Source organism: Citrobacter freundii complex sp. CFNIH2 (assembly GCF_002880615.1).
Lineage (GTDB): Bacteria > Pseudomonadota > Gammaproteobacteria > Enterobacterales > Enterobacteriaceae > Citrobacter_A > Citrobacter_A amalonaticus_F.
This window is the reverse complement of sequence record NZ_CP025757.1, coordinates 918671-944654: the sequence shown is the minus strand read 5'-3', so window position 1 is coordinate 944654 and position 25984 is coordinate 918671. Positions and strand designations below refer to the sequence as shown.

Annotated in this window: 28 protein-coding genes and 2 pseudogenes; 8 read left to right on the top strand and 22 right to left on the bottom strand. The window is 50.3% G+C overall.

The window, feature by feature from the left end:
* Positions 1-31: 31 nt before the first annotated feature.
* The 5 genes from yebS (at position 32) to WM46_RS04845 (ending at position 6078) form a co-directional block, all read left to right on the top strand.
* Positions 32-1315: a membrane integrity lipid transport subunit YebS gene (gene yebS, locus WM46_RS04865; protein ID WP_061077798.1), complete on the top strand. Its 1284-nt coding sequence runs from the start codon at positions 32-34 to the stop codon at positions 1313-1315.
* Positions 1284-3917, top strand: a complete 2634-nt coding sequence (locus tag WM46_RS04860) for a PqiB family protein (protein ID WP_061077799.1) — start codon at positions 1284-1286, stop codon at positions 3915-3917. The genes yebS and WM46_RS04860 overlap by 32 nt, the downstream gene beginning before the upstream one ends.
* Positions 3918-3994: 77 nt before the next feature.
* Positions 3995-5434, top strand: a complete 1440-nt coding sequence (gene rsmF / locus WM46_RS04855; RefSeq protein ID WP_222859962.1) for a 16S rRNA (cytosine(1407)-C(5))-methyltransferase RsmF — start codon at positions 3995-3997, stop codon at positions 5432-5434.
* A gap of 114 nt (positions 5435-5548) precedes the next feature.
* Complete coding sequence (locus tag WM46_RS04850) at positions 5549-5785, top strand: YebV family protein (protein ID WP_167382411.1); 237 nt, start codon at positions 5549-5551, stop codon at positions 5783-5785.
* Positions 5786-5886: 101 nt separating this feature from the next.
* Positions 5887-6078: a YebW family protein gene (locus tag WM46_RS04845; RefSeq protein ID WP_061077801.1), complete on the top strand. Its 192-nt coding sequence runs from the start codon at positions 5887-5889 to the stop codon at positions 6076-6078.
* Here WM46_RS04845 and pphA read toward each other — a convergent pair whose 3' ends face one another.
* The 5 genes and pseudogenes from pphA to WM46_RS26495 form a co-directional block, all read right to left on the bottom strand.
* Entirely contained in the window at positions 6079-6741 is a 663-nt protein-coding gene (pphA, locus tag WM46_RS04840) for a protein-serine/threonine phosphatase (RefSeq protein ID WP_102601599.1), read from the bottom strand. It abuts the gene before it with no gap.
* 487 nt (positions 6742-7228) lie between these two features.
* Complete coding sequence (locus WM46_RS04835) at positions 7229-7723, bottom strand: type II toxin-antitoxin system death-on-curing family toxin (protein WP_102601598.1); 495 nt, start codon at positions 7721-7723, stop codon at positions 7229-7231.
* Between the two features lie 7 nt (positions 7724-7730).
* Complete coding sequence (locus tag WM46_RS04830) at positions 7731-7910, bottom strand: hypothetical protein (RefSeq protein WP_102601597.1); 180 nt, start codon at positions 7908-7910, stop codon at positions 7731-7733.
* Positions 7911-8093: 183 nt separating this feature from the next.
* A pseudogene (locus tag WM46_RS04825) lies at positions 8094-8570 on the bottom strand (hypothetical protein); the annotation flags it as partial.
* Positions 8549-8779, bottom strand: a pseudogene (locus WM46_RS26495) (S24 family peptidase); the annotation flags it as partial. The pseudogenes WM46_RS04825 and WM46_RS26495, both read right to left, overlap by 22 nt.
* An 82-nt stretch (positions 8780-8861) precedes the next feature.
* Here WM46_RS26495 and WM46_RS04815 point away from each other — a divergent pair.
* Positions 8862-9101, top strand: coding sequence for a DinI family protein (locus WM46_RS04815; RefSeq protein ID WP_102601595.1), 240 nt, complete (start codon positions 8862-8864; stop codon positions 9099-9101).
* Positions 9102-9235: 134 nt separating this feature from the next.
* Here the strand turns inward: WM46_RS04815 and WM46_RS26590 are convergent, their stop codons facing one another.
* Positions 9236-10444: a tail fiber domain-containing protein gene (locus WM46_RS26590; RefSeq protein ID WP_102601594.1), complete on the bottom strand. Its 1209-nt coding sequence runs from the start codon at positions 10442-10444 to the stop codon at positions 9236-9238.
* 137 nt (positions 10445-10581) lie between these two features.
* Between WM46_RS26590 and WM46_RS04805 the strand changes: the two genes are divergently transcribed.
* Complete coding sequence (locus tag WM46_RS04805; RefSeq protein WP_102601593.1) at positions 10582-10836, top strand: hypothetical protein; 255 nt, start codon at positions 10582-10584, stop codon at positions 10834-10836.
* 3 nt (positions 10837-10839) lie between these two features.
* On the opposite strand, the gene WM46_RS04800 is transcribed toward WM46_RS04805, so the two are convergent.
* The 8 genes from WM46_RS04800 to WM46_RS04760 all read right to left on the bottom strand — a co-directional run bounded on the left by WM46_RS04800 (position 10840) and on the right by WM46_RS04760 (position 19203).
* Positions 10840-11799: a hypothetical protein gene (locus tag WM46_RS04800; RefSeq protein ID WP_102601592.1), complete on the bottom strand. Its 960-nt coding sequence runs from the start codon at positions 11797-11799 to the stop codon at positions 10840-10842.
* Positions 11799-14999, bottom strand: coding sequence for a host specificity protein J (locus WM46_RS04795; protein ID WP_102601591.1), 3201 nt, complete (start codon positions 14997-14999; stop codon positions 11799-11801). Before WM46_RS04795 ends, WM46_RS04800 begins: the two co-directional genes overlap by 1 nt.
* A gap of 367 nt (positions 15000-15366) precedes the next feature.
* Positions 15367-15762, bottom strand: a complete 396-nt coding sequence (locus WM46_RS04785; protein WP_102601589.1) for a hypothetical protein — start codon at positions 15760-15762, stop codon at positions 15367-15369.
* A 7-nt stretch (positions 15763-15769) separates the two neighbouring features.
* Positions 15770-16681: a DNA translocase FtsK gene (locus WM46_RS04780; protein WP_222859960.1), complete on the bottom strand. Its 912-nt coding sequence runs from the start codon at positions 16679-16681 to the stop codon at positions 15770-15772.
* 70 nt (positions 16682-16751) lie between these two features.
* On the bottom strand, positions 16752-17351 hold the full coding sequence (locus WM46_RS04775) for a tail assembly protein (RefSeq protein WP_102601587.1): 600 nt from the start codon (positions 17349-17351) through the stop codon (positions 16752-16754).
* Positions 17339-18070, bottom strand: a complete 732-nt coding sequence (locus WM46_RS04770) for a C40 family peptidase (RefSeq protein ID WP_102601586.1) — start codon at positions 18068-18070, stop codon at positions 17339-17341. Before WM46_RS04770 ends, WM46_RS04775 begins: the two co-directional genes overlap by 13 nt.
* A gap of 12 nt (positions 18071-18082) precedes the next feature.
* Complete coding sequence (locus WM46_RS04765) at positions 18083-18853, bottom strand: phage minor tail protein L (protein ID WP_102601585.1); 771 nt, start codon at positions 18851-18853, stop codon at positions 18083-18085.
* Complete coding sequence (locus tag WM46_RS04760) at positions 18853-19203, bottom strand: phage tail protein (protein ID WP_102601584.1); 351 nt, start codon at positions 19201-19203, stop codon at positions 18853-18855. Before WM46_RS04760 ends, WM46_RS04765 begins: the two co-directional genes overlap by 1 nt.
* A 164-nt stretch (positions 19204-19367) precedes the next feature.
* Here WM46_RS04760 and WM46_RS04755 point away from each other — a divergent pair, with 164 nt between their 5' ends.
* Positions 19368-19595, top strand: a complete 228-nt coding sequence (locus WM46_RS04755) for a hypothetical protein (protein WP_102601583.1) — start codon at positions 19368-19370, stop codon at positions 19593-19595.
* Here the strand turns inward: WM46_RS04755 and WM46_RS04750 are convergent.
* From WM46_RS04750 to WM46_RS04715, 8 genes are all read right to left on the bottom strand, one after another.
* The gene (locus WM46_RS04750; protein ID WP_187394444.1) at positions 19582-19806 is read right to left on the bottom strand and encodes a hypothetical protein; all 225 of its coding nucleotides are present in this window, start codon (positions 19804-19806) and stop codon (positions 19582-19584) included. The genes WM46_RS04755 and WM46_RS04750 overlap by 14 nt on opposite strands.
* A 65-nt stretch (positions 19807-19871) precedes the next feature.
* Positions 19872-22802, bottom strand: a complete 2931-nt coding sequence (locus WM46_RS04745) for a phage tail tape measure protein (RefSeq protein ID WP_102601581.1) — start codon at positions 22800-22802, stop codon at positions 19872-19874.
* A 52-nt stretch (positions 22803-22854) separates the two neighbouring features.
* The gene (locus WM46_RS04740; RefSeq protein ID WP_102601580.1) at positions 22855-23382 is read right to left on the bottom strand and encodes a KilA-N domain-containing protein; all 528 of its coding nucleotides are present in this window, start codon (positions 23380-23382) and stop codon (positions 22855-22857) included.
* A 162-nt stretch (positions 23383-23544) separates the two neighbouring features.
* On the bottom strand, positions 23545-23790 hold the full coding sequence (locus WM46_RS04735; RefSeq protein WP_102601579.1) for a DUF1799 domain-containing protein: 246 nt from the start codon (positions 23788-23790) through the stop codon (positions 23545-23547).
* Positions 23791-23852: 62 nt separating this feature from the next.
* The gene (locus WM46_RS04730) at positions 23853-24203 is read right to left on the bottom strand and encodes a phage tail assembly chaperone (protein WP_102601578.1); all 351 of its coding nucleotides are present in this window, start codon (positions 24201-24203) and stop codon (positions 23853-23855) included.
* A gap of 44 nt (positions 24204-24247) precedes the next feature.
* Positions 24248-24928 carry a phage tail protein gene (locus WM46_RS04725; RefSeq protein ID WP_102601577.1) on the bottom strand — a complete coding sequence of 227 codons (681 nt, stop codon included), beginning with the start codon at positions 24926-24928 and terminating at the stop codon, positions 24248-24250.
* A gap of 64 nt (positions 24929-24992) precedes the next feature.
* Positions 24993-25403 carry a DUF4128 domain-containing protein gene (locus tag WM46_RS04720; RefSeq protein ID WP_102601576.1) on the bottom strand — a complete coding sequence of 137 codons (411 nt, stop codon included), beginning with the start codon at positions 25401-25403 and terminating at the stop codon, positions 24993-24995.
* On the bottom strand, positions 25400-25984 hold the full coding sequence (locus tag WM46_RS04715; protein WP_102601575.1) for a hypothetical protein: 585 nt from the start codon (positions 25982-25984) through the stop codon (positions 25400-25402). Before WM46_RS04715 ends, WM46_RS04720 begins: the two co-directional genes overlap by 4 nt.

Here is a 25984-nt window from a genome sequence, read left to right as displayed (position 1 = left end):
TACATAAATCTAACACTTTGATTCGCGATACATGGCTCTCAAGACACCCCAGATCACGCCGACGAAAAAAATAGCGATCCGATCCATCAGCGAAGCACTGCCTCGTGCGCACTATCAGCGTTGCCCTCAGTGCGATTTGCTGTTTAGTCTGCCGAAGATGCGTTCTCACCAGAGCGCATACTGTCCCCGCTGCCAGGCGAAAATTCGTGATGGCCGCGACTGGTCGCTGACGCGGCTGGGGGCGATGGCGGTCACCATGCTGTTGCTGATGCCCTTCGCCTGGGGCGAGCCGCTGCTGCACATCTATCTGCTGGGCATCCGCATTGATGCCAACGTGATGCAGGGGATCTGGCAGATGACAAAGCAAGGCGATCCCATTACCGCGGCGATGGTGCTGTTTTGCGTCGCGGGCGCGCCGCTGATCCTCGTCACCTCGATTGCGTACCTGTGGTTCGGCAATATTCTCGGCATGAATTTACGCCCGGTGCTGCTGATGCTGGAAAGGCTTAAAGAGTGGGTGATGCTGGACATCTATCTGGTGGGTATCGGTGTGGCGTCGATCAAAGTTCAGGATTACGCCTTTTTGCAGCCTGGCGTGGGGCTTTACGCGTTTATTGCACTGGTGGTCCTGAGCATCCTGACGCTGTCGCACCTGAACATTGAACAGCTGTGGGAACGTTTTTATCCGCAGCGACCGGCAAAGCGTCCGGATGAGCAGTTGCGTGTTTGTCTCGGCTGCCATTTTACCGGCTATCCGGACCCGCGTGGTCGCTGCCCGCGCTGCCATATTCCCTTACGCGAGCGCCGAAACCAGAGCATCCAAAAATGCTGGGCGGCATTGTTGGCATCGATTGTTTTGCTGCTGCCTGCTAACCTGATGCCTATCTCGGTTATCTACGTGAACGGCGGACGACAGGAAGATACGATCATGTCCGGTATCCTGTCGCTGGCGAACAGCAATGTCGCCGTGGCCGCCGTGGTCTTTATCGCCAGTATTCTGGTGCCATTCACTAAAGTGATCGTCATGTTTACCCTGCTGCTCAGTATTCAGTTCAAATGCGAACAGGGTTTACGCACGCGAATGCAACTCTTGCGTCTGGTCACGTGGATCGGTCGCTGGTCGATGCTGGATCTTTTTGTTATCGCGTTAACCATGTCGCTGATTAACCGCGACCAGATTCTTGCTTTTACTATGGGACCGGCTGCGTTTTATTTCGGCTCAGCGGTCATTTTGACTATTCTTGCAGTGGAATGGCTGGACAGCCGCTTACTTTGGGATGCACATGAGTCAGGAAACGCCCGCTTCGCAGACTGAAGCGCAGATTAAAACAAAACGCCGTATCTCACCGTTCTGGCTACTCCCGCTGATTGCATTAATGATTGCGGGATGGCTGATATGGAACAGCTATGAAGATCGCGGTAATACCGTGACCATCGACTTCATGTCTGCGGATGGTATTGTCCCGGGCCGCACGCCTGTTCGCTATCAGGGTGTTGAGGTGGGTACGGTTCAGGACATCAGCCTGAGCAAGGATTTGCGCAAAATTGAGGTGCGGGTCAGCATTAAATCCGACATGAAAGACGCCCTGCGCGAAGACACGCAGTTCTGGCTGGTGACGCCTAAAGCGTCGCTCGCGGGCGTCTCTGGCCTCGATGCGCTGGTTGGCGGCAACTATATCGGCATGATGCCCGGTAAAGGTAAAGAGCAAGATCATTTCGTCGCCCTCGACACCCAGCCGAAATATCGGCTGGATAACGGCGATCTGATGATTCATCTCAATGCACCCGATCTGGGATCGCTGAACAGCGGTTCGCTGGTTTATTTCCGTAAGATCCCGGTCGGCAGAGTTTATGATTACAGCATTAACCCGAACAAACAGGGCGTCACCATCGATGTGCTGGTTGAACGCCGCTTTACCAACCTGGTGAAGAAAGGCAGTCGCTTCTGGAATGTGTCAGGGGTCAACGCCGATATCAGCCTGAGCGGTGCGAAGGTCAAACTGGAAAGTCTGGCAGCCCTGGTAAACGGAGCCATCGCCTTTGATTCCCCGGACGACTCAAAGGTCGCGGATCAGGATGATACCTTTGGCCTGTACGCCGACCTGGCGCACAGCCAGCGCGGCGTCATTGTCAAGCTCGAACTCCCCAGCGGCGAAGGGCTGAAAGCGAACGCCACGCCGCTGATGTATCAGGGGCTGGAAGTGGGTGAACTCACCAGACTGAATTTACAGCCTGGCGGTAAAGTCACCGGCGAAATGACCGTTGACCCTAGCGTCGTGACGCTGTTACGCGACGGCACGCGCATTGAACTGCGCAGTCCCAAACTCTCGCTAAGTGACGCTAACATCAGTTCGTTGCTGACGGGCAAAACCTTTGAACTGGTGCCCGGCGCCGGTGAACCGCGCAGCGAGTTTGTGGTTGTCCCCGGTGAAAAAGCGCTGCTCCACGAACCGGACGTCCTGACCTTTACCCTGACCGCGCCCGAAAGCTACGGTATCGATGCGGGGCAACCGCTGATCCTCCACGGCGTCCAGGTGGGCCAGGTAATCGAACGTAAGCTGACCAGCAAAGGGGTCGAGTTTACCGTGGCGGTCGATCCGCAACATCGTGACCTGGTCCAGGGTGACAGCAAATTCGTGGTCAACAGCCGTGTGGATGTCAAAGTGGGTCTGGATGGCGTTGAGTTCCTCGGCGCCAGCGCCAGCGAATGGATCAGCGGCGGTATTCGCATATTGCCAGGCAGCAAAGGGGAAATGAAGTCCAGCTATCCGCTGTATGCCAACCTGGAAAAAGCGGTAGAGAATAGCCTGAGCGATCTGCCGACCACCACCCTGAGCCTGCGTGCGGAAACATTGCCGGACGTGCAGGCCGGTTCCGTGGTGCTGTATCGTAAATTTGAAGTGGGCGAAGTGATCACCGTGCGCCCGCGCGCCGATGCCTTTGATATCGATCTGCACATCAAACCGGAGTACCGCAACCTGCTGACCAGCAACAGCGTCTTCTGGGCCGAAGGCGGGGCTAAGGTCCAGCTCAACGGCAGTGGGCTGACCGTGCAGGCCTCTCCCCTGTCGCGTGCGCTGAAGGGGGCGATCAGCTTTGATAACCTCAGCGGCGCCAGCGCCAGTCAGCGCAAAGGCGATAAGCGCATTTTATATGCCTCCGAAACCGCCGCACGTGCGGTTGGCGGGCAGATTACCCTGCACGCCTTTGATGCCGGGAAACTGGCGGCCGGAATGCCCATTCGCTACCTCGGCATTGATATCGGACAGATCCAGACGCTTGAACTGCTCACCTCTCGCAACGAGGTACAGGCAAAGGCGGTATTGTATCCGGAATATGTGCAGACCTTCGCCCGTGGCGGGACGCGCTTCTCCGTGATTACGCCGCAAATCTCAGCCGCTGGCGTGGAACATCTCGACACGATCCTGCAACCCTACATCAACGTCGAGCCGGGTCGGGGTAATCCGCGCCGTGACTTTGAACTACAGGAAGCGACCATTACCGACTCACGCTACCTTGACGGGCTGAGTATTGTGCTCGAAGTCCCCGAAGCGGGTTCACTGGCGATCGGTACGCCGGTCCTGTTCCGCGGGATTGAAGTGGGTACCGTCACCGGCATGACGCTCGGCACACTGTCTGACCGCGTGATGATCGCCTTGCGCATCAGTCAACGCTACCAGCACCTGGTCCGCAACAACTCCGTCTTCTGGCTGGCGTCCGGATACAGTCTGGACTTCGGCCTGACTGGCGGCGTGGTGAAGACCGGTACCTTTAATCAGTTCATTCGCGGCGGCATTGCCTTCGCGACGCCGCCTGGCACTCCGCTGGCGCCGAAAGCGCAGGCGGGCAAGCACTTCCTGCTGCTGGAAAGTGAACCGAAAGAGTGGCGTGAATGGGGTACCGCGCTGCCACGTTAATATCAGGCTCCGGCGTGCTCGCGCCGGAGCCTTTATGCTACACTGCGCGCTTGTTTTTCTGCCGGTGGTACTCCCCCGTGACTCAACACGCTGTTTATTTTCCTGACGCCTTTTTGACGCAAATGCGCGATGCGATGCCTGTGCATCTCTCTTTTGACGATTTTCTCGCCGCCTGCCAGCGCCCGTTACGCCGCAGCATCCGCGTTAATACGCTTAAGATTTCGGTGGCCGATTTTCTCACCTTAACCGCCCCGTATGGCTGGTCGTTGACGCCCGTTCCCTGGTGCGAAGAAGGTTTCTGGATTGAGCGCGATGATGAAGATACGCTGCCGCTCGGCAGTACCGCCGAGCATCTGAGCGGCCTGTTTTATATTCAGGAAGCCAGTTCCATGCTGCCGGTTGCCGCCCTGTTTGCCGACGATAATTCACCGAGCCGCGTGATGGACGTTGCCGCCGCGCCGGGCTCAAAAACCACGCAAATCGCTGCGCGCATGGGTAATCAGGGCGCGATCCTCGCGAACGAATACTCTGCCAGTCGGGTGAAAGTGCTGCATGCCAATATCAGTCGCTGTGGGATCAATAACGTGGCGCTGACCCATTTTGACGGCCGCGTATTCGGTGCGGCGCTGCCGGAAATGTTCGACGCGATTTTGCTTGATGCTCCCTGCTCGGGTGAAGGTGTGGTGCGTAAGGATCCGGATGCGTTAAAAAACTGGTCCGTTGAGAGCAATCTTGAGATTGCCGCAACCCAGCGCGAACTGATCGAAAGTGCGTTTCACGCCCTGCGCCCTGGCGGTACGCTGGTCTATTCAACCTGTACGTTGAATCGTGAAGAAAACGAATCGGTGCTGGCCTGGCTGAAGGAGGCCTGGCCCGAGGCGGTAGAATTTTTACCGTTGGGCGATCTTTTTCCTGAGGCGAATCAGGCGCTGACGACAGAAGGTTTCCTGCATGTGTTCCCGCAGATTTATGACTGCGAAGGATTCTTCGTCGCCCGCCTGCGTAAAACGGCATCCATTCCCGCACTGCCGACACCGAAGTACAAAGTGGGCAATTTCCCCTTTACCCCCGTCAAAGGTCGCGAAGCCGCGAATCTGATCCAGGCAGCTAATGCCCTCGGTCTGCACTGGGGTGAAAACCTGCACCTCTGGCAGCGTGATAAAGAGGTCTGGCTTTTCCCGACGGAGATTGAACCGTTGATCGGCAAAGTCCGTTTCTCCCGCCTCGGCATTAAGCTGGCAGAAACGCATAACAAAGGTTATCGCTGGCAGCACGAAGCGGTCATCGCGCTGGCTGATGTCAATCATCGCTGTGCGTTTGAACTGTCTCACCAGGAAGCTGAAGAGTGGTATCGCGGTCGCGATGTTTACCCACAGACCGCCCCCGCCACTGACGATGTGCTGGTAACCTTCCAGCATCAGCCGATTGGCCTTGCCAAACGGATCGGCTCGCGACTGAAAAACAGTTACCCGCGTGAACTGGTCCGTGATGGCAAACTGTTTACCGGTAACGTCTGAAATCAGAAAATTTGCGCATTTTTTGACTGGCGCTTTTGCCTGCGTTGACTACGCTGAAAAATGGACGATCTAACTGGTCGTACCACAATCAGCGAATCAACGGAGAGCACGATGATGAAAACCAGTGTGCGCATTGGCGCCTTTGAAATTGACGATGCCGAGTTGCACGGCGAGTCGCCGGGAGACCGAACATTAACCATTCCGTGTAAATCTGATCCGGATTTATGCATGCAACTGGATGCCTGGGACGATGAGACCAGCATTCCAGCCCTTCTCAACGGAGAACATTCGGTCCTCTTCCGCAACCATTACGATCGTAAGTCTGATGCCTGGATCATGCGTCTTGCCTGATTCAAAAAGAACCCGTCTGCCGGCGGGTTATTTATTTCCCCCTTCCCGCTTGCGTTAATTCCTCCTACACTTTTGTTACGGTTGTACAAAATGAGGAAAGGATGTTCGCACTGGTTTTGTTTGTCTGTTATCTGGATGGCGGTTGCGAAGATATCGTAGTGGATGTTTACGATACAGAGCGGCAGTGCCTGTATTATATGGACGATCAACGGATTCGTCAGGGCGGCTGCTTTCCGGTTGAGGATTTTATCGATGGATTCTGGGCGCCCGCCCGGCAATACAGCGACTTTTAATCACTGTAGTTGTACCAGCGTTAACTCGCCGCCGAATACCGCTCCCGTGTCGATGTAGTGCAGATTGTCGCTGTCAACGCGTTGACGCAGCGGCGTATGACCAAACCAGAAATGGTCAGCGCCGGCGATGGCGGTCCCTTCTCCCGCAAGATGCGCACTCAGTCGCGCGCGTCGCCACAACACCTCCGTAAGGTTAACTGGCTTTTGCCACTGATAAACGTCTTCCGGGTAATCGGCGTGGGCGACCACATGGGTCACCTCGTGGCAATGCAGCTCCAGGATCCACGGCAGATGCTGGCAATATTCCAGTGCCTGCATGGCCTGATGCCGTTTCTGCTCAGGCAACGCCGTAAACCAGCCACCGCCATTCATCGTCCACAACGACCACTGTGACGTGTGCAAAGCATCTATCGCCATCTGCTCATGGTTCCCTCTGACTGCCACCATCCAGCGCTTATGCAGCAACTGCAGGCAGCGCAAACTGTCAGGGCCGCGATCGATGAGATCGCCCACAGAGACCAGTAAATCCTGCCAGGGATCAAAGCGACAGGCCCGCAACTTTGCCATCAGCAGCGCAAAACAGCCGTGGATATCCCCGACCACCCAGATGTGCCGCCACTGCGCCCCCTCGATCATTTGGTAGCTTTTTTCAGGCTGTTTCATGAGCGTTTTGTCCTCAGTCACGCCCTAACAAAAATTTAACAATAGCAGCAAAAAACGCTGGACGTTTATGCCCGGGTGTGGGTATGGTTTACTCAGAATGGTCAGTGCGAAACGCCATTAGGCTCAGGAAAAGCACCCGTTCTACAGATAAAAAGAGACCGAATACGATTCCTGTTTATGGCTCAACCTGAATTATCTTTTACGTTACAGTAAGTTAGCTTCAAAAAACCCACAAAACATACATTTCAATGCTTACCATTACAATCATTCAAGATCAAACACTTATCATGTATTTCGAGTCACGTTCGGGAAATTTTCGGGATCGCATTTGATCCACGAAAGCCATCACAAAACAGCGTTCACATTATTAGTGATTTTTGCTTTGTGATGACTTTGTTACATCACCGGGCAATCATCAAACTCACCTGAGCGAGCATCGTTGATGATGTATAGACCGTGGATAAAAGAAAACCCGCCATTTGGCGGGTTAGTCATCAGATATGATTCGTATGTAATGCGATGCGGCCACCAGAGTATGAATCTGGCTTGCTCTTGCTGTGCATAAAGATCGTGAATCGTACTCGCGCGACCAGTGGCAGAGCCAATTTTCCAGATCCTCTACCGAGTAATCTTTACGCGCCAAACCTTCTGCCATAGTCACAACTTCATCGCTCGGAGCTGTGAGTTCATACCCGTTAAGCAATAGAAAAACGTAACCAGCCATCATGGCGGTCCGTTTGTTAGCATTTGCGAATGGATGATTTTGGATAAGGCTTTCGATCAGCACAGCAGACAGGCGAAACATGTCGTCTGTCTGCTCGTAATATCTAATGGTGCTTGGCCTGGATTGTGAAGAGCTGAGATTGTTAGGATTCAGTACAGCTATAGGCTCGTTAGGGGTCTGCGTCTCGATCAGCGCCTTGTTGATGTAAACAATATCTTCAAATGAAAGATAGTTAACCCCTTCAGCGTGCTCTGCCATCCTGCACTCAGACCTTAGAAAGCTCTTCCATCGCCTTTTCGTAGCGTGCAAAACCAAACTCAAAGGCATTCTTTACCTGCTCGGTATGTGAACATGCTTCGCTGATCGCTGCGCGAGGTTTCGCCACCGTGGATTTGTCACGAGGCGGAATGTACAAGCGATCTGCCTTTTTTAATGCGTGACCCATGGATAGTTCCTCTTGTTACACTTAGGCAGTGCTGATTGAAAAATAGCTTGTGCTATTGGTGCCAGTCTAATACCAGAGGTGTTAGCTGGTCAACATCATGTTGACTCATATCTATTCATTTCAACTCGTAGCGCATCGGCAAAAAACCCGCAGTTAAGCGGGTTTGTATTATGTGAATCTGGTTTACAGCCTGACGCTATGACACGCCTTGTCCCTTAATCCTGTGTAGGAGGCGATTTCTTTCAGCGCCCAACTCTGCTCTGCCATAATGGTACGCAGGGCTTTTATCTCCGTCCTTGCTTCCTCAACGTCATAACCGGCTTTTGTCAGAGCATCAAGCAAGCGATAGGCCGGGCTGCAATCGACAAGAGCGTTTCGGTCAAGAGACACAGTGTCTCCGCTCTGCTGGCGAATAATTGCATATGGCGCGTTTTCTGCGAACCAGGACATCGGGAAACTGATATCCAGTTTCGGCGCGGGTAGTTCTTCCTGCTTACCGAGGAACTCACCTTCCAAAGGTACTCGCGCCGCAATCGAGAGCGCCTCAGTAAACTGGTCGCCGCTGATTTCTTTGTAACTGCAACCAAAGTGAGATTTCATGGAAGACCACATGGTGATCATCGCTTTGGCCTGATTCTCTTTCGGTAGCGCTTTATCCTTAACTCATCATCTATCCTGCAAACCAGCAGAGAACCATCACACGGCGTTAGCGAGCTATCCACGACCAGCAAGGCACCGTTCATGATGCCTTCTCGCCAGTATGTTTGCCCTGCCCTCATGAAGTATGTAGATGCTGGATGCTCAATAAATTTCTCGTCTAGCGATATGCGATGGTCAATGTAGTCCGCTGCCGGAGAAGGGAAGCCCATAGTTACCTCTATCTACTATTGACACTGGATAAAAATACAGTATATATACTGTATATCCAACCAGTAAAGGGAGAGGGTAAAAATGTTTGTTGAGCTGGTTTATGACAAGAGAAACGTTGCCGGGTTGCCAGGTGCAAGTAACATCATTCTGGCCGAATTGACGAAGCGAGTGCACCGGATTTTTCCCGGTGCTGAGGTGAGGGTAAAGCCAATGCAGGCTAACGCCTTAAACAGCGACTGCACAAAAACTGAGAAAGAACGGCTGAATCGCATGCTTGAGGAAATGTTTGAAGAGTCTGACATGTGGCTGGTTTCAGATTAAACGCATTGATTTGTCATATTGCATATGTAGAATCCGCGGCGACTGACTATCATTCAATACTCGCACTATCGGACGTTCGTCAGTCTGCCGCAACCTACTCTTGCATACGGTGTGGTTGCGGCAACCTCCGGCTTTTAATTCTGGCTTTCCTGTTCTGATTTTTGTGTATTTTTATCATTTTCCCCGGATTTTTCCTGTACCATCCCCTCAAGTACGGACACCCTTTTACTGAGCACCTGAATTGCACATAGCGCATCAAGAAGCAGGGGGTTATTATCCAGTACAATACGCTCACGGGTATTACCGTCGTCGTCTATGGGCTCGTATGTGCGCTTCACGTATGACGGGTCAATAGTTTCAATTTGCTGTGCAATAACTCCTCTCCGCGTTCTCTCCTTCTCATCATCGTTAAACACGAATGTGACCAGCTCCATTGCCTCAATGTTCTGAAGCGACTGAACGCCATCATACGGCTCGATTTCGTGTTTGTAATTACGGTCTGACGTACCGCTAAGAGCTATCGTTCCAGAAGTCGTCGGAAGATAAACCACAACCTGGTTGGCTGCTGAACTCCCATCACCAAAGCGGCGCGCGTAGTACGTGTTTGCACCATTAGCATCATTAACAAACAGTATGGTTTTGCCAATTACCGCACCATTCGCTCCGGATGACATTAATGAGAAATTAGGGATACCGTTGGTAATTTTAAAGTTCGCATTAAAATTCTGATTTTCCGACCACGTATTCTCTGTTGACATAAGAGGAATGTTTTCACCAGACGTTCCGGTATTTCTGGTGGATGCAGTTCCAAGCCCTAAGTTTTCACGAGCGCCTGACGCATTTTTCGAGCCAGTTCCGCCTTGAGCAATACTGAGTGCAGTAGTAAGGCCAGATAAACTGGTGATATCACTGTTTGCACCTTTGCTTGCCTTATCGGCAACACTGTTAATCAGTTTCTTCGCAGAGGGTCCTGTTGTCTGGCTGTTATCCGGCAGGGTCATGGTGACATCGCCTTCAGCAGTAAAAAACTGCTGCCAGTTCTGCTTGTCATAGTTGAGTCCACGCAACGCTTCAGTGCTCTGCGCCACCAGCGCTGCTGTGACCATATTAAGGGTGACGCGGGGAACGGCAGACCAGGCCGCGCCGGATTGCGTCGGCCCGGTGTAGTTGCTGACCAGCGTCAGCGAGGTGTTACTGTTAACCGTCTTAACTGGGAGCGTGTATGGGACCCCGCCGACGGTAACAACGATAAAATCACCGGCGGCCAGCTCAGTTGAAAAGGCAGTTCCGCTGCCAGTTACAGTGGCAGAGTTATTCGTCAGGGTTAATGTTCCTGCGGACATGAGTGTCTCCTGAAATACAATTGATCGTTAAAAGTGATCAATTAATGCAAATTGATCTGTTAAATCTATTTTCAGATAAATAAACGTGCTAATAAGATGAAACGGTGACCATTTAATCCAACACAAAAGGAATAATAATGAAAATCATTTACCTTCCGGTTATTTCCATATTCCTGACCATCTTTATTTCTGGATGCGCCAGCAACACCCCTCCGGTATGTTACAACGAAGCAATCATCATGAAGAACAGGGTTTCTATTCCAGTATTTGGCATCAGAAAACCACTTAAAACGACAGAATATCTTTCTGGCGGGTATTTTGCCTGGCAGTGGATGCCGCAGGAATCGTTCACTGACACATCAATTTGTGATAAACACGTGCTTACTGAGTGACGGTTAGCTTCCGAGCGAATAAGTGTAGTAATTATCGTAATTACTGCACTCTATATACATAACCTTTGTTCCCACAACCCACCCCTTGGGTAATGGTATTCCTACGTTACCCAGAAATGATTGATAAACCTCCGTGTTATTCGTCCTCCACTTACCATTAGAGCCTATTCCTGCACCAGAGCATCCATAGTTCTGGAAACCATATTCAGGAACTGTTGGGTCTTGTGGAATGTATATAAAGTTTGTTATTCCTGTCGTTACTGCTAATGGATAATCTGATTCTACATAGCTCTGGTTAATGAATTTGGCATCCAGCGGAAGGCAATTACTATGCCATACCATTACTCCGTCTTTGTAAAGATAGAATCCATTCTTTGGTATTGGCGGAAGCTTTCTTGAAAATACATAAGCCCGGGTAGGAAATTGATTGTTTGCTGCTGCCGTAAACTGCATCTTATAAGTTCCGGTCTCAAGCAGAGTAAAATGCGATCTACTGCAAGCGCCTCCTTGATTATTTCTATTGCGCATAAAAATAATCACCCCATCACCCACCGCCACTCCGGTATCTACGGTTCTGGCTCCAGGTTCAATATCTATTACCGCGCTTAACACAAAGGGCGTAAAGTCTGGTGCTAACTTAATTGTCCTCTGGTTATTTGGATAAGTATATAAAGCAAATCCTGAATAACCACTATTTGCTCCCTGCCTGGCTGTTGCAGTCACAACCAGTCTCAAAGGAACGTCCGTGTCCCATGTTAAGGTTGTTCCAGATATTGAAGCGTCTATGGTACTCTGCGTATTTGTTGGGGCTAAGGTGCTATTCATTCCAACAACGGAGAGATCGAAGCCAGAGGTGCTATAGGTTTTACTTCCTGTGCCAGAAACTGTCAGAAAGTCTATGACATATGTGAAGCTCATCGCATTGGCGGCATCAAATGACGTACCTTCAATAAACATTTGCATTATAAAGGCGCCCCCATAACTGCCAATGGCCTGCCCTGAGAGTCATATTGAACAATTCTGATATTTGTAATGCTTAACCTCCCTTGTCCAGATACTGCACCATTCACTTCAAACGTACCGTCTGATTTCATGATCGTCCCTGTCTGTCCCGCTACGTAATTAGCTGAATACCATGAACCAACTTTCGCTAACGTGAACTGCCCGTATTGAATAAACCCTTCGCTGATAAATACTTGTCCATTAACTATCGCAAATGGAGAATAAACATTACTTCCTGAACCGGACATAACAACAAACTGGTTTGCATTTACAGCTACACGCGTGTTAACTGATGTCCCATTAATAGTTACAGCTACCGATAACCCGGCATCATAATTTTGACCGTTATATTTAATCCCGGTTTTCATGGTATAGATAGCCGAGCCACCTGACGCATCAGTGTAAGCGGTCATTTTTTCCTGAATCGCTGCCTCTGTGCCCTCAAACTGAGCAGCAACATCAGTTTCAAGTTTCGCAACAGATTTTTCAGCATCAGCGGCAACTTTTGACGCCTGAATAATGCCAGCCTTGTTTTCGCCGTACTGCGCCCACTGCTGGTTTACGTTATCGTAATCAGCCAGGGTGTTCTGAAGAATAGCCTCCAGGCTTGTTTCCAGTTGCCCCATCAATGCCTTACCGTCTTCGGAAGACATAAAATTAGCACTGATGTCGCCCAGGTATTCATCAGCCTGAGAACTCGTTTCCCCCATCACCCAGTCCGTCCACTCACCGACATTACCAATGCGGTCAACAAGACGTGCCCGATACCACTGACGGACTCCTGCCGGCATCATTCCGTGCTGATAATTTGATGTTGGATAAGGAACCAGAGACAGTAAAACAGGGTTAGCATGGTCATCCGTAGTTGAACGCTGGAGTTCTGTATACGCTGTATCGCCTGAATCGACAGGAAAACTCCAGTTAATTTTTATGTTCCAGACAACGTCATCAGTAGCGGTAAGGCCAACGGGTTTCGGGACTTCCCCCTGACGGCCTTTGAGGTGCGTCAGCGCAGATGTCGCCCACAGGCTTGACGCACCTCCTGAGTTGATAGCGCGAACCCGAACCAGATAATCGCCGTCGAAGATGCCCGGCACTTCGATATTACGCAGCCCGGTCTCCGGCACGTTAACCCATTCATTGTCGCCACGCTTCCACTGCACGCGGTATGCCACAACATCCGCCTGAAGCTTACCCTCTTTATCAACCGGCGCATCCCATGACGCTACCAGCGTTGCCACACGCTGCCCCTGCTGTACCGCATCATAACCGGACACAACAATATTCGTGGGCTGACTCACAATGCCTGTTGGTATCAGGCTAATCGGCGGCGTGTCCAGGCGAGCGTTGTTATCGACAGCATCATATTTCGATGCGTTGTACTCTGCCCCGGTGATTGTGAAGGTGTTTTCTTCATCATTGAATTTCAGGTTGGTGACGCGGAAGTATTGTAGGCGCAACTGCCCGGCATCAATAACGAATACGGCATCCGGCGCGGGCGCAGCAGTGAATGGTGTTGCCACCACCAATTGCGTGCCGTTTACGGCCTGAATAACGCGGTTTTCAACAGTGCCGCCCTGCGTGCGGATCATCAGCGTATCGCCAGCTACCGCACTGGTTCCACGGTCTGTGGTGACCGCCTTAAGTACTGCATCGTAAGCCGTCACTCGACCGCCGTAGACGCGGCCGGACAGACGCTCATCCGCAAAAGCAAACACCGTACCGGGGATATAAGCAAAACCATCAAGCCCGGTCGTAAGCGTAATCATGCGGTCGAGTGAGTTCGAGTATACAGCCCATCCTCCGCGCCGCTGCGCCTCACTCTCACGCGTACATCCGATAGCGGTCAGTTGCGTCTGTTTAAACTTAAACTGCTTCACCAGTTCAGGGAACATGACCGCTGTGGTTCTGTCCTGGTAGTGATTACCCGGATCGCTGAAGTTAACCAGTGCACTTGAATACCGGTTCTTCTCGCTGCCGCTGGAGTAGACTGGCTTCCCGACAACTGATGCTCGCGTAAGGATTTGCAGCTTTGATGTATCGGCGGGCATATCCGAGACAACATTGAACATGTTGTTGCCCCAGAACGTCATACCGTTGAACCCGGCGGCAATGTCTTTAATCACCTGCCACGCATCGGCCTGAGACTGAATATACACATCAAAAATGAAACGTGGTTCAGTACCGCTACCGCCAAGACCATCAGGAACCTTCTGATCACAACGCTGGGCTATCCGGTAGAGTTCCCACTTGTCCAGCATTTCCGGTGTCACACGGCGTCCCAGACCAAAACGCGGTTCGGTCAGCACATCAAACCAGATCCACGCGGGGTTATTCGACCACGCCCACTTAAAGGTCCCATCCCATGTACCGGAATATGTGCGGTTTATCGGATCGTAGTTCTGCGGAACGCGGATCACCCGGCCTTTAGGCTTGCACGCAATCTTCGGAATGTTGTTAAACGATTTAGCGTTAAACGACACATACAGCAGTGCGGTATGCGGATAGCGCAGCCTGGCATCAATAACCTCGGTAATGGCCTGCACCTGCGTTTTATTCTGAAGCATCTGACTGTTGCTGTCGTCTGTGTCGCGAACAACCCGCACCTGCCATCCCGTATTTGCTTTTGGCAGGTTAATTCGGTGCGTCAACTCGTACAAAGAACTCAGCTTCTCTGTCACGGTTTTAGTCATAACGGTGCTGTAAGCACCGCCATCTATGGAAATATCAATGTGGTATGAAACTGTCGCGCCATTAATATCACCATTATTCTCCTGCTTCTGAAGTCCGGGAATACCAATACGCACCAGAACAGCGTCAAGTTGAGTATTGCTGATCGCCCTGACCCATGGAGTGGCTTTTGTCAGCGATACGCCAACATTGATTTCATTTTCAACAGCAGGAAAGCCGGGAATTGGTGTTTGAGTTTGAGTCCCCGGTCGGAAGTCCCAGGAGACGTTTTCGAAGTTCATGCTGCCATCAGCATTACCCAAAGGAGTGCCATCCAGAAAAATACGGGTAGCATCCAGCCCACCAGCAAATTCACCCTCTCCTAACGCCAGCAGCATCCGGCAGCGTGCCATAGACTGCGCCGAGTCTGGTTGTTCAACAGGTGTATGCTGTTTCTGGCTGCCGCCTTTTGCACCAGTAATCATTGCCATATTGCGCCCATAAAAAAACCGCCGAAGCGGGTCATTAATCGTCTGTAATATAAATTCCCACCTCAGTGGTCTACCACCAGCGGATAGCACCAATCAGGCTCGACAGTCCAAACAGGAAGAACACTGTCCATATTAAAAGGAATTTCCAGTTGGGTAATTTTTCGCCCATCTCTCGCAACTCCCGTATCAGTTTGCTAAAATCAATCACATGTTCCTCGTTAGTCCGATAACGCTGGAAAGCAGAAGGCCACGCATCGCTTGCAACGATCGGGGCCTTCGGTTTTTGAATATAAAAAAGCCTCAGCGAGTGCTAAGGCTTTAGGGGGATATGGCTAGCCCACTTGATTGGGCCGCCTATGCGCTAATGTTATTTTATGCGCCACATACGGTACTGTCCGGCGGCACCTGTTTCTGTTTGATACTCTTGATAAGCGCCATCAGCTATGAGGTCTATTGATTTTCTCCAAGCGGTGAAGGCACATTTAAATCTTACAGATAATGTGTGCTCTCCATTCGGCACGTAAAAATCTACATATTGATTTTGCTGCAATCCTGCAACTTCTTTTTCATCAACTTTAAGAACCAAGGGGCACTCTTTACCAAGCGCCGCACCTGATATTTGGTTTAATCTATGGACACGAATCTTAGTATTTCCATTTTGAGGATCTAAGAGTGAATGTTCATAAACATCGTCCGTTGCCACAAATTTATTTGATGCACATCCAGAGATCACAATAACAACTAGAATTAATAATTTTTTCATATCACTCTCAGTCCAATAATCTAGAAGCCATTTGCTCAATATCATCCCCATAAGCCGCCATGAACTTACAAAATGGCTCGCCATCCTCACCGATCATGTGATAACAGATATTTATCCATTCTTTTTTCTCAGCATAACTAATTTTCAAACTGTTGAGATGCTTAATAAACAAAAGAAATCGCATATAATCACCACCATCAGCAGGAACTTGACCAATATCTGAAGCCATAGTTCCCATAGGCATTTCATCGATATCTATATCCATTTCGCGCCATGATTTAGTTATGGGTGACCATATCCCCTGCCATGTTTCGCTTATTAATTTTGGTAATTTCCAACTAGCCGATTTTTCAATCCTACCATGTTGCTGAAGAATTCTTGCTGGTGTCCTCATTTGCATCGTTGCGCTGAATTTGTAGCCAGTTATGAACTCACCTAACGGTTCAGTGGCAATGTCCTTGTCTATCTTTTGCTTTTCAGAAAGATCTTTAAATGGTGAATAAGACTTGATAATAAATACAGGCGGGGATTCCTCCGAACCAACCGTTTTCTGGTGGAGCCAAATGACGATCCTTTTTTTGGTGATTGCCTCAAGCCTCATTTGGTACTCAATGGAGTTTATTTCTCCCATTTTCTTTTCAAGATGTGATCTTTGCTGTTCTGTTCTTTGCCTTCTTTTTTCATTAAAGACAGAAAAATCAATTTCAGAAGAGGATTGAGGTGATGGAAATAAAACTTCACGGTTACCGCTAACCCCCTGCACAGATATCACCTCAAGGAATTCCAGCATTTCAACAATTCTTGTGGCACGATTATACCCGATTCTAAAGTGTCTCTGAATCGCAGATATAGAGGAAATTCTCCCCATAATAACGAAAGATATCGCCTCTTCAAGCAACGGGTCTTCACTTTCTTCCATTGTATCCCCCCCATCAGTAAAAGATGGGATTAATCCTAGCATCCATCCGCGAGTAAATCAGCCAAATAAGTCAGATATCCTCAGCAACAATTCCCGCACTAATAATGGCTCCGCCAATCTCGCGTTCACCATACAGAACTGGTACAGGGTTCCCCATTGCCAACGAGTTAACGGCACCACCGAACGCGTATGAGGGTTTGTTGTCTACGTCTTCACGCCCCTGTAACCCTTTAGGTTGCGGTGAAAGCATCTGGTAAACACCGCCAGCCATCATACCAATCCCGGCAGTAACCATCCCTGTACCAATGACTCCACCAATACCTGTCCATGATGTTAATACACCAACAACAGCCCCAACGACAACCAATACAGCACCTAATATGGTTTGAAAAACGCCAGCCTTCTTAGCTCCCTCCATTATTGGCGCAATTCGGATATCGCTGTCGCCCGCCAGATTTTTATAATCGTCCACTCCAATATTGCGCTTGCCACGAAACACTGCGAACACCATGCCGTTCTTTTTGGCATTCATCAGGTACTCTTCAAGCCCGTCAAAGTTCACGCACAGAGCCTTCACCGCCTCTGCTGACGTTTGCACCGCCAGCTTATGTACGCGACCAAATTTCGCGCCCAGCACGCCATAAAGACGAATGGTTGTTAAACGCGCCATGGTTTTATCTCCTGTCCAAGGTCTTTATGACGAACGCAGATCATCGTCCGGTCTTTGAAGTATCCGCGTGAATACGGGGTAACGCATGAGGGCTGACCGTAAAGGTGGTGGAGCAATTCACCTTCTTCGGTGATGATGCCCGCATGGTTCCACTTATCGGACTCCACCTGCATGATTACCATGCAGCCGGGCACCGGGTCACATTCAATAAATCCTTCTTTCTGCCAGTTGTCGAAATAGAGGTTGTCCGGGTACTGACTTTCCCACCACGGATAATCGACGCGAAAATCGTTCAGCGTGATGCCCTGGGTAGCGTGCCAGTCCATGATCAGCCCCCAGCAATCGTGAGAGCCAAGGATAAACGGACGTCCAATAAGGGGGATCTCGTCCGGGGTGATTTCGACATACTCATCGCAGTCAGGAGCGTAAATTCCCCAGACCACCCCAGAGTTATTGCATTGCTGGCGGTCCAGGTCTGACGGAATGGGTCTGGCGCCGTCGCCCGGATGTGAGTGAATGACGCGGATAATGGTTCCGACATCCTCAGCATTCGCCCAGTGTTCACCATCAATGCGGAAATGCTCTGTCGGTTTTTCGTGGGTATTCGGCACGGGGATATAGCGCTGACGGCGACCAGACTGGATAACGAAGCCGCAGCACTCGCGCGGAGATTCCTCCAGCGCATGCGCCCGGATAGCAGCCATAATAGTTTTGTTCATTGGTATTTCCGTTTATCGGGAGAATAGAACCGTTGCGGGGAAACCGCCGAAATCAAGAATTGCAGTATTTGGTTCAGCAAGACCTGCCCCGAACCGTTTACGGCAGTCACCCATGCAACCACTACAAACATCCAGCGCGGGATCTGCCACCGGGTTTCCTTTTGCATCAAAGTAGGCAGTGCCGTTGTATGTACACCCATCCCCACTACGGTACTGCCCACGTAGCGCCCATTCACAAAGCGAGGTGATTTGTCGGGTGGGGATCACAAGATTCTGCAAATCGGCTGGGCTACTGAGCGCCCAGGTAACCACCTCATCGTATTCAGAGGTTTTGGTATCAAGCCAGAAGGTCTGAAGCTTGAACATTGTAGAATCAGCTGTCGGGTTTACTCCACCCGGGTAATTCACGGCATCAAGATAAACTGCGTAGGTGTCGATAATGCTCACCTTGGCGTTAACCATGTCCCTAAATTGCAGGCACAGCGCCGTGATATGACCATCAAGATTAGAGACGCTGAGTGTCGGCTCCGCCGCCTGGTCTGTTGAAAGCTCCAGCCCTCCCACCTGAAACGGCCAGAAATCATAGATATTGCCACCGAAGACGATTGGTTTTGGGCCGAGTTTATCTTCATCCCCATTTGCCGCGTCAATCTCATCGGGGGTATGAGGGAACGGTGCATAATGGAAGCGGTGAACGCCACCACTGAATTCTGTCGCATCAACCTCTATCAGGCGGACTCTACCGCCGGGAGCAAGTTTAGCGGCCTGATCAATATAAGCCATTACGCGTATACTCCGTATGCCAGTTTGATAGTGAACGTCAGTTCTGCAACGTTACTGCTTAACTGGTTTTTTCTCACTGAGTCAGCGACAACCCGGTAAAGCCCTTTTTCCTCACCTGGTGGCGTGATGATGAAGGCTTTGACAATATGCCTCAGCAGAAATGCACGGATCTCGTTGACCTCAATATCCTTGCCGACATGCTTCATCGGCACCTTGATAGCCGTCGAGTTGATACCGTTCTCAGCCACCTGCTCATATCCGTCACCAAACTGTGCCGCACGCACCGTCTGGCTATATTCAATCGCGCCTGCGCCGAGTTGCGAGCGCCAGTTGTATGTTTCAACTGCCATATCGGCTCCATAAAAAAAGCCGCACAAGGCGGCTACTGATCATTTGTCAGGATGTTACTGATTTACATACCTGGTTATGGTTGATGCTCAGCCCGTCAGTGGTGGGACACTGGCGCACTCAGGTAAGGAGGGATGGCTGATTACCTCTGTTTAAGGAATCAAAAATGAAAACAACAATTGAATATGTCAATAAAACTATTAGCATGAATTCCGATGCAAGCACCTCTAAACATATCGTCGATGAATTGAACGACATAAAATTCATCATGCTAGTTATTGCCTGTAAACTCGGTGAGGATGAAAGGAAGGATATAATTAGCGCACTTTCTTCTATCCAATCACCAAGAATAGGTGAATGGCTGAAAACCTTTCGAGAGTTTACTGGCGATTAATAGTTAACTTAAGGTTATATTCCGCTGAAACATTTTTTCCAGCGGCCTGTTTCTGGGCCGCATATATAACACCGCCCGGACGAATGGCTCTTTTGATCATTTCCCCGCTGAGATTTCGCACCAACTCACTAAATTCTTCGTTTGCCTTTTGCTCTGTCTTAATGCTCGCCAGTTCTTTCTCCAGCGATTCAACTCGTTGTCCTAAAGTCATAATCATCCTCTGCCTTTCGGCTTATTGCGCAATTAAAATATCGACAAAATGACACCAGTCGCGACTTACAGCCCCTTGCTGAAGTTATAAATCATGCCGCCTGGCTTAAGGTGCTTCTGGACAACCATGGTTGCTGCATTCTGCATCTCGTCAGCGAGTGCCCGCCCCATGGCATCACCTGAACTACTGGTCTGCGCGGAAGCGTTGCCATTAGCTTCAACATTTACGATAGTGTTGATTACTGGCGCAGAGCCACCTGCCCCCGAGCCACTGTTTAAGCCATACATTGGTGCGCGACCAACGAACCCACCGTCAGCATAGCCTTGCGCGTTACGCATTAGGGCATAAAGATTACCGACACCCAATGCAGACGTTGCTTCTTTGGTGAATACGAACTCCCCCCCGTGTACAACGCCTTTTGGCTCGTATTTTCCTCCGTCACCTGTATATCCGCCAGAATCAAACCCAACATTTGCCGCCGCTGACGTGTATGCGCCTGATGGAGTATTCCCCCCTCCGCTCGCGCTTCCGGTAATCCATCCCATTGCCGCCTGCACGGCATAGGCCACCAGCAATCTGTTGATAATCTCAACAATCATTTTGAGAATGGATGCCGCAAACTGTTTGAATGATGCTGTTCCAGTCGTGACAAGGCTGGTCATCATGTCGGAAATACCACCGAGGGCAGTTTGTGCTGCCTGCGATACTGATGAATAAACGTTCTGTGCCGTCTGTAGGTATTCATTCAAACCGTTAATCGCACCTGCCCGCCAGTTCTGTTCAAGCTCATCCTGCGCCTCATAGGTTTTGCGCATTTCAGCAAGCGCTTTAGCCTGCGCTGCCGGATTTAGGCTATATTCTTCCCTAATGCGGTTTGTCTCTGATTCACGCTGAGAATCGCGGGACGACGCACCAGTGGCAAGCATGGCTACTTCAGCCCGCTTTGCTTCCTGTTGACGTCGTAATTTCAGCGCATTATCCATCAGACTGTTAAGTTTTTCCTGAACCACAATCTGATCACCAAGCTCTGCCTTTTGCCTTGCTAACGCCAGAACCTGATTTTTGCTTGAAAGTAGCGATCGCTCCTGCTTTGACAACTGACGTGTTCTGGCAGCCTCATCCAGAACCTGAAATTTTGCCTCGGTTTCCCATAACTCCTTACGCTGCTGGCTGATTTTATCATTGACGTCTTTATGCTGCTGAAGGACCTTCAGTTGCGCCTGAAGTGCCAGTAACTCTCCTTGTGCCGACTCTTCTGCCCTGTCACCTGATGGTACGCTGTATCCTTTCCCTGTCTTGTTTTTACTGCTATATGCAGCGACTTCCTCACGGTCCTTTTGTGTTATAGCCGCACCCGTCTTGCTGGCTGTTTTGAGGTAATCGTCTGCGCTCTTATTCGCTTTATCCCATTCCTTGCCGAGATCTGTCACGCTTTTCGCGTAGGCATCAGCCATGCCCTGGTTATAATCCTGCCAACCTTGCAGAGTGTCGGTCTTGGCCCACTCAGGTATAAGGTCAATCGCGCTGGCTATTGATTGGGAGATAATCTGGTTAAGCTTTTGAAAAACAGTTGCGACACTGTAATAAATGGCATTGAACTCTTTAATTGTGTTAACGGTTAACTCAGCCACCCACTGCCCGATACTATTCATCGTATCAAGCGCCCACGATTTAACATCAAGCCATAATCTACCAAATGGTGATAATGCGTTGTAAGCCTGTTCACCGCGTTGATCCATCGTCGCACCGAAAATATCCATAGCCTTGGTTACGGCCTCTGTTTCTTTCTTCTGCTTAACAAGTTGGTCAATGCTTTTTAGCTGGGAAAGTGTCAAAAAATTATATTTTTCGTTCAGGCTCTGTAAGGCTTTTACCGGATCTTTCTCGATATCTTTATATGCCTTAACCATATCATCAGCAGAGACAAGCCCTGTCTGTACTGCCAGCGCTGTCGATTTTGCAGCCTTATCTAACTGCTCACCAGTCATAGCACCAGTGTCAATTAGTTTCGTCATTAACTCAGTAACGGTGCTAATGGATGTCCCTGTCTCCGATGAAATGCTTTGTGCTGATACCATCACATCGCTGGCGGTAGTATTTGCCAGATTGCCGGTACGGATCAGTGCAAAATTGATTTGTTCCAGAGTATCGAAATAATCTATCCCTGCTTTTGTAGCAAGCAACATGCCACCAGCTAACCCACCCACTGCGAGACGTGCTGGCGTAATCAACGATGTTACCGCCTTAAGCGCATTACCAATACCCCCGAAGGAGTCGCGGATCTGTCCCCCCTGCTGTATAGCAACCATATAAACCGGCATACCTGACGCGAGAGAGGTCACTACGTCGGTGATTTGCATCGGTAACTGGCGCATCGCCATGCGGTACTGGCCTGCACTGATTTCACCGCGCTTCCAGGCATTTTCCTGCTCACGTAGCTTTGCAATGAACGGAGCTGACTGGTCCGCCACCCCCAACTGAGCAGCCTTCATCTCAAGGATTTCGGAGCGAGTTTTACCTACAACTGATGCCTGTTCTTGCAGAGATGTAACGAACGATTCCCCAGCCTGGGCTGCACGACGAGTGGCGCCCTCCTGATCTAACAGTGCGCGGCCTTCTTCTGTTAAGGAAAGCTGGGTACGCTGGAGTTTGTTCCTGGTGTCGTCCAGAATAGCGCCATAATCGCGAAACTGATCAGTGGGCAACAGTCCTTTTTTGTTCGCCTGCGCCAGTTGAGCGTAGATCTTATCAAGCTCTTCAAATGCTTTATTGGTCGGATTTATGCGGTTAAGCAGGTTCTGTAATTCCTGCTGCTGCTCTTTCAGACTCTGGTTGTGCTGCTTTCCAGACTGAGTACCGGCCCGAAACGCACTGTTAAGATCATCCGCCTTGTGCGCAGCGCCCGCCGCTGTTGCCTGGAATTTATCAAGCTCCTGATTCCCCTTCTCCAGTTCACTGGTATTTACTTTCAGGGTGATCGTTGCAATATCAGACATTCGGTATCTCCGGGTATAAAAAACCCGCCGGAGCGGGATATTTCAGTGTTGTTTAAAGTCCAGGTAGATACATCTGGACTTCATCCGCTACACGATCTCTGGCGGCATAAAGCAATTTTTTGCGCCCACCAACTCCCCACCAGGCCATCTGGCTGGCACACTGGCTAATCGCTTTTGTTTCGGTGTTAATCACATGGTCGATTTTGTTGAGGCGAGACATGGCACTAATGCCAAGGCGAACCACGGTTCGGAATACCTCATACACCTCAATTTCAAACTCTGGTTTTATCCAGGCGGCATAACGGATGGCCAGAAGTTCGACGCCCCAAGCCCCACTTTGATCACCGCCTTTTATTACTCTAAGGGGTTGATTTTGTTCCGAAGCACTTTTTAGTGCTTTGGATTTGAGGGCCTTTACGAAACGTTTGATCTGGGCGCTGCGGAGGAAAACGCTGGGTCTTTGTGATTCTGTGGCGTTACCTTCAGCCACCGCTGCGGCGTGGAGATCATTAAGATTGTAACGCCCTTCGTTATCGACACGAACGGATACGCCGTTTACAGATACGGTTGGATAGTGCATGAGGTTTACCTATAGAAAGTGAGCCTGTCACACAGAGATAGCCGCCCCAGAGTACAACTAACTCTCAGGCTCGCTTTCTGTAGGCTCTAGGATTATAACGTGCGCGTGTGAAGCGCGTTGGGTTTATTGCTGGTATAAGAAAGCCCGGACAGGGCCGGGCGATTAAGTTTGATTTTTGTGGATGGTTCGGAGAGCTGCGGCCTCCATTACCCTCACATCCTGTAAAGCGCCTGCCTCGTCGTCGATACCGTGAATCTTCATCATCCAGGGCAAGACGTTATAGTCCAGCCCGGTTACCCCGCCGACACCAGTTCTCCATTGTGTAAACATGTCTCTGAAAATGCAGAATGCTGACCACACATCAGGGAGAACGTCGATTTCAACATCGTCCAGATCGTCCAGGGTCATGCTGAATGCAGCTAATTCTTCAGCAGAGGGTTCAGGCGTAAAACACGCCTCGGCAAGCGCTATCAGTTTTTTTCGCGGACGGCGTACAACTCTTTCGTGTAAGCGGAAACGATGGAGTCAAAGGCACGAGGATAATTCTCAAGCAGCAACGCAAGATTATCCCGGTTGCATTCACTGTCGATATTCCAGCTTTCAATAATTTCAGCCAGATAATCCAGGGGGGCATCCGCCTGTTCTGCGCTGCCATCCACCAGATCAGCGGCACGCTTCAATGCATCTTCCATGTCTTTAAGCTGCTTTCGCGTTTTGTGACGGACGGTCAGATTAACCTGCCCATCGTCTTCACCTGGACGCGGAATGCTCACCGAAAGTTTAAAAGTTGGTTTCGGGGTAAGCGTAAATTTTGTAGCCATAATAAAAATCCTTGAAGCCCCTTACGGGGCTGGAAAGTGAATAGTTAGCTGCCTGGCGCGGTGTTTTCGTCTTTGTAGAAGGTGGTGCCTTTTGACTGCACGGCAAAAGCTACGGTGACAGTTTCAATCTGGTTAACAACAGGGTTTGGCTCACCAGAGAAGGAAGGCACCACCGACCAGTAACGGGTTTCTTTTGCTTTCGGCACATACATGTAAACAGCGAGAGTGTCGCCAGCCAGATCCGCCTCTTTTAGCACCGGGTAGAACGGCTGGTCTGAGTCATGGGCGACCGTATAAGTTTGCGTCTTTGCAGATTTGTACGTTGGCAGGCTTCGCTGCGTATCATCTTCCATAAACTGGAACTGATAATATTGCTGCTCGCCACCAGAAGCGGCAACTTCAGTGATTTGAGGGATCTGCACCCAATCAGCAGACTCAACCACCCTGAGAGAACCAGAGCCAGACCCGGTCGGGAAAATTTTGGCGTTTGAAGTGTTTACTCCACCGATAGTTGCCTGCGAACCAGAAACCGCAGTTACTTTCCCGACCAGATTATCCAGCGCGGTCCATGATGAACTTAGCAGAACGACATCGCCTACTTCGACTGTGCCGCCACTAAGGGTTAAAACAGCGTTTGCTGCGTTAGAAATATCCGTGATAGTAATCGGGTCACCTGAAGCAGGCGCGACAAATACTGTTGCGCCGTTTGGTAGATGGAAGGCCATCTTATACCTCGCATATAAAAAACCGGCATTTAGCCGGTTGTGTGGTTATGACAAACGTAATTGATTAAGTGCTGATATCCGCACGGTAGTTAAAACTTACGGGAACAGTGTATGAAACGGGTGTCGGGACTCCGCGAAATATGCCGGGCGTGCTGCTAATCCAGCAGGTAAAGCCGCCGCCTTCGATCTCCAGCCCTTCAGGAAACAACTCAGCCACCTGACTTGCCAGCGCGGAGACATCTGCCCGACCAGTTCCGGCCGGAGCAACAACGTTGATTTGGTAAACACCTGAGTAAGTCCGGCAACGCAGACCGAGATCGATAGTGCGCGGAGTTGCGGGCATGTCGTGAACAGCAAGGTATATCTCGTTAGCAGGAGGGGTAAACGGCACATTTTCCCATGCAACCTGAATACCTTCAGCATCAGCCCATTCACCAATCCTTGCGGCGAGTGCCGCCGCAATATCGGGGATCACTTGGTCACCTCCCTTGTAGCTTCTTCAAAATATCGTTGAAATTCAGCGGCGGTGACGCGGATCATTCCGCCCGGTGCCTGTGTGGAATGCCCCATTTCAAGCGGGTATGCATAGGGCACGTTATTGCAGAAATAAATGGCCTTCATCCCCACTTTGAACAATGACAGTGTGTAGTTCCCGGCTGCTTTTGTCAGATTGCCGGTTTTATCTACTCTCCCTGTCTCATCAGTTGTCGGAGCATCAAACGATACCTGCCAGTTACCGCGAAAACGGCCGCCCGTATACTTTGGTGGGGCTTTCAAAGCGTAGGTATCTTTAAGGCGCTGCTGTCCCATCCTGCGAATTTTCCCACCTTCTCGCCCGGGGTCGTTGTTATAGGCTTCAACAAAAAGATTATGCGTCTCACGCGCATAGACGTTGTGCTGATTGACAATCCACAACTCCGGGTTACCAACTGGCGACATCATTACAAGTTGATCAAGTATTTTAATGCCAACCGAGCGCACCACTGCTTCTTGATTCGCTTTCGCCTTATTGACGAATGCTGTGATTTCAGCGAGGAATGCCGCGTTCTCTCCCAT